Origin of the sequence: Synechococcus sp. R8-2 (genome assembly GCF_047461715.1) — a bacterium.
In the GTDB taxonomy this organism is placed as follows: domain Bacteria; phylum Cyanobacteriota; class Cyanobacteriia; order Thermostichales; family Thermostichaceae; genus Thermostichus.
In genome coordinates this window covers 1-3,147 of record NZ_JANSHQ010000301.1, presented here as the reverse complement: position 1 = coordinate 3,147, position 3,147 = coordinate 1, and the positions used below count along the sequence as shown (strand labels likewise).

At 58.3% G+C, this 3,147-nt stretch carries 2 protein-coding genes and 1 pseudogene; all 3 read left to right on the top strand.

What is annotated here, in order from left to right; translation table 11 throughout:
* A pseudogene (gene psaB / locus NW819_RS07865) lies at positions 1 to 1,361 on the top strand (photosystem I chlorophyll a apoprotein A2); the annotation flags it as partial.
* A 107-nt stretch (positions 1,362 to 1,468) separates the two neighbouring features.
* Entirely contained in the window at positions 1,469 to 2,050 is a 582-nt protein-coding gene (locus NW819_RS07860) for a Uma2 family endonuclease (protein ID WP_414413420.1), read from the top strand.
* Between the two features lie 81 nt (positions 2,051 to 2,131).
* Positions 2,132 to 3,147, top strand: a 1,016-nt coding sequence (locus NW819_RS07855) for a phytoene desaturase family protein (RefSeq protein WP_414413419.1), incomplete at its 3' end; no start/stop codon positions are given.

The following is a 3,147-nucleotide window of genomic DNA, read 5'->3' as shown; positions in this document are numbered from 1 at the left end:
TGTACCGCACCAACTGGGGCATTGGCCATAGCATCCGGGAGATCCTTGGCGCCCACAACCCCCCCAAGGGCACTCCCTTCGGAGGCCTGCTGGGAGAAGGCCACAAAGGTCTCTACGACACGGTCAACAACTCCCTGCACTTCCAGTTGGCTCTGGCCTTGGCCTGTCTGGGGGTGGTGACCTCGCTGGTGGCGCAGCACATGTACGCCCTTAACCCCTACGTGTTCATGTCCATGGATCACACCACGGAGGCGGCTCTCTACACCCATCACCAGTACATTGCTGGCTTCTTGATGGTGGGGGCGTTTGCCCACGGGGCCATCTTCCTGGTGCGGGACTACGATCCTGAGGCCAACAAGAACAACGTGCTGGCGCGGGTGCTGGATCACAAGGAAGCGATTATCTCCCACCTCAGCTGGGTATCGCTGTTCCTGGGCTTCCACACCCTGGGGCTGTACGTCCACAACGACGTCATGCAGGCCTTCGGCACGCCGGAGAAGCAGATCTTGATCGAGCCGGTGTTTGCTCAGTTCATCCAGGCCTCTCACGGCAAGATGATCTACGGCATGGATGTGTTGTTGTCCAACCCCGACAGCCTTGCTTCTACCGCTTGGCCCAACTACGGCAACGTGTGGCTGCCGGGCTGGCTGCAGGCCATCAACGATCCCAATGGATCCCTGTTCCTGCCCATTGGCCCGGGTGACTTCCTGGTGCACCACGCCATTGCGCTGGGCTTGCACACCACCACCTTGATCTTGGTCAAGGGGGCGTTGGATGCCCGCGGCTCTAAGCTGATGCCGGACAAGAAGGACTTTGGCTACAGCTTCCCCTGCGACGGCCCGGGTCGAGGCGGCACCTGCGACATCTCCGCCTGGGATGCCTTCTACCTGGCCATGTTCTGGATGCTGAACACCATCGGCTGGGTTACCTTCTACTGGCACTGGAAGCAGCTTGGGGTTTGGAGCGGCAACACTGCCCAGTTCAACGAGAACTCCACTTACCTGATGGGCTGGCTGCGGGATTACCTCTGGGCCAACTCCGCCCAGTTGATCAACGGCTACAACCCCTACGGGATGAATAACCTGGCGGTTTGGGCCTGGATGTTCCTGTTCGGCCACCTGGTGTGGGCAACCGGGTTCATGTTCTTGATCTCCTGGCGCGGCTACTGGCAAGAGCTGATCGAGACCTTGGTGTGGGCGCACGAGCGCACTCCCTTGGCCAAGCTGATCCGCTGGAAAGACAAGCCGGTGGCCATGTCGATTGTCCAAGGTCGTCTGGTGGGTCTGGCTCACTTCACGGTGGGTTACGTGTTGACCTACGCGGCCTTTGTTATCGCCTCGACAGCTTCCCAGTCGGGGTAGCAAGCCCATAACCTGCTGAATAGGGATCCCTCGGCTGGTCCAGGGATCCCTTTTTTGTGAGTTGGTAGAGTGGTGATATGAAGTTTAGGGTCTGATGAGTTTGGTCGATGACTCTAGCCGCCCGATTGGATCCCTATATCAGGCGATATACCTTTGAGGAGTTTCATCGGCTGATTGAGTCTGGACAGATTGAAGGGCCCAATCAGTTGGAGCTGATTGACGGGCTCCTGGTTCAAAAGATGACGAAAGGGGAGAGGCACGCCGCCTACTGTAGCCGCCTGTACCGACTGTTGGTGGGCCTTGTGCAGGAGCAAGCTATTGTGCGCACCCAGGATCCGGTGCAACTGCCCCCCAATCACGAGCCGGAGCCCGACTTTGCCATTGTGCGCTTTCAGCAGGATGAGTACCGCTCTCGGCATCCTCAGCCCGAAGACATCTATCTCATCATCGAAGTGGCTGATTCTTCCCTTACCTATGATCGGGAAGTCAAACTCGGACTCTACGCCAAAGCCGGGATCCCCAACTACTGGATCTTGAACTTGCAAGAGAACTGCCTAGAGACGTACAGCTTGCCAATAGAGTCGGGAGTTTACCAGAGAAGAGAGGCTTACACCCCCAAGGAAAAAGTTGGGATCCCAGGGATCCGGGCTGGAGAGTTGAGTCTGGATCAGGTTTTTTCCATCGGTTAAGGCAGGGATCCCTTGCCGGCAGATCGAGTCTTGGCTGGCAGGAGTATTGTGGGTGGAGAAGCGTTTGCAGAAGGATTGTCGATGAGCTACGACGCAGTGGTGATTGGGGCCGGGCATAACGGGCTGGTGAGCGCTTGCTATTTGGCCAAAGCGGGGCAAAAAGTGCTGGTGCTGGAGCGCTATCACACCGTTGGTGGTGCTGCCATTACAGAAGAAATTCACCCGGGCTTTCGCGTGTCGGTGGCTTCCTATTCCTGTAGTTTGCTGCGCCCGGAGATCATCCGCGATCTGCGCCTGCCGGACTATGGCTTTGAGGTCTATGCCAAGCAACCTTCCTACTTCATGCCTTTCCCGGATGGGCAGCACCTCTTTCTGTATGCCGATAACCGTGCCAAGAGCAAAGCGGAAATTGCCAAGTTTTCTCGCAAAGATGCGGAAGCCTACGACCGCTGGGAGGAGTTTTGGGATCGGGTGAACGAGGTGGTGGAGCCAACTTTGATGCAGCCGCCGATTTCACTGGGGCAACTGGCGGATCGCTTTGCAGCTGCTGGCTATGAAGACGATTTCCGCCGCATCATGCTCCTCTCGACCACCGATCTCCTGGATGAATTCTTCGAGTCGGAGCAAGTCAAGGCGGCGATGGCTCCCCAATCTTTGATCGGCACCTCTGCCGGGCCGATGACTCCAGGTACGCCCTACATTTGGCTAGTCCATGCGGTAGGTCGGGCCATTGGCTCGCGTGGGGTCTGGGGCTATGTGCGCGGTGGGATGGGATCCATTACCCAAGCGATGGCCAAGGCAGCTCTGGACTTAGGGGTGGAGATCCGCACGTCTGCTCCAGTGGCGGAGATCTTGATGGAGAGTGGGCAGGCCGCTGGGGTTATCCTCGAATCGGGGGAAACCGTGCGGGCGCGGGCGGTTCTCTCCAATGCCCATCCCCAAATCACCTTTTTGCGGCTCTGCTCCTCTTTGCCCCCAGACTTGCGTGACCGGCTAGAACGGCACTACCGCACCTCAGGCCCGGTGTACAAGCTCAACTTGGCCCTGGAGGAACTGCCCCGCTACACGGCGGCCCCTGCTGAAGTGCCCCCAGAAGT

What these genes read in the sequence shown, in the direction of transcription:
- NW819_RS07860 (WP_414413420.1), top strand. Translation starts at nt 1,469, where the DNA reads ATGACTCTAGCCGCCCGATTGGATCCCTATATCAGGCGATATACCTTT.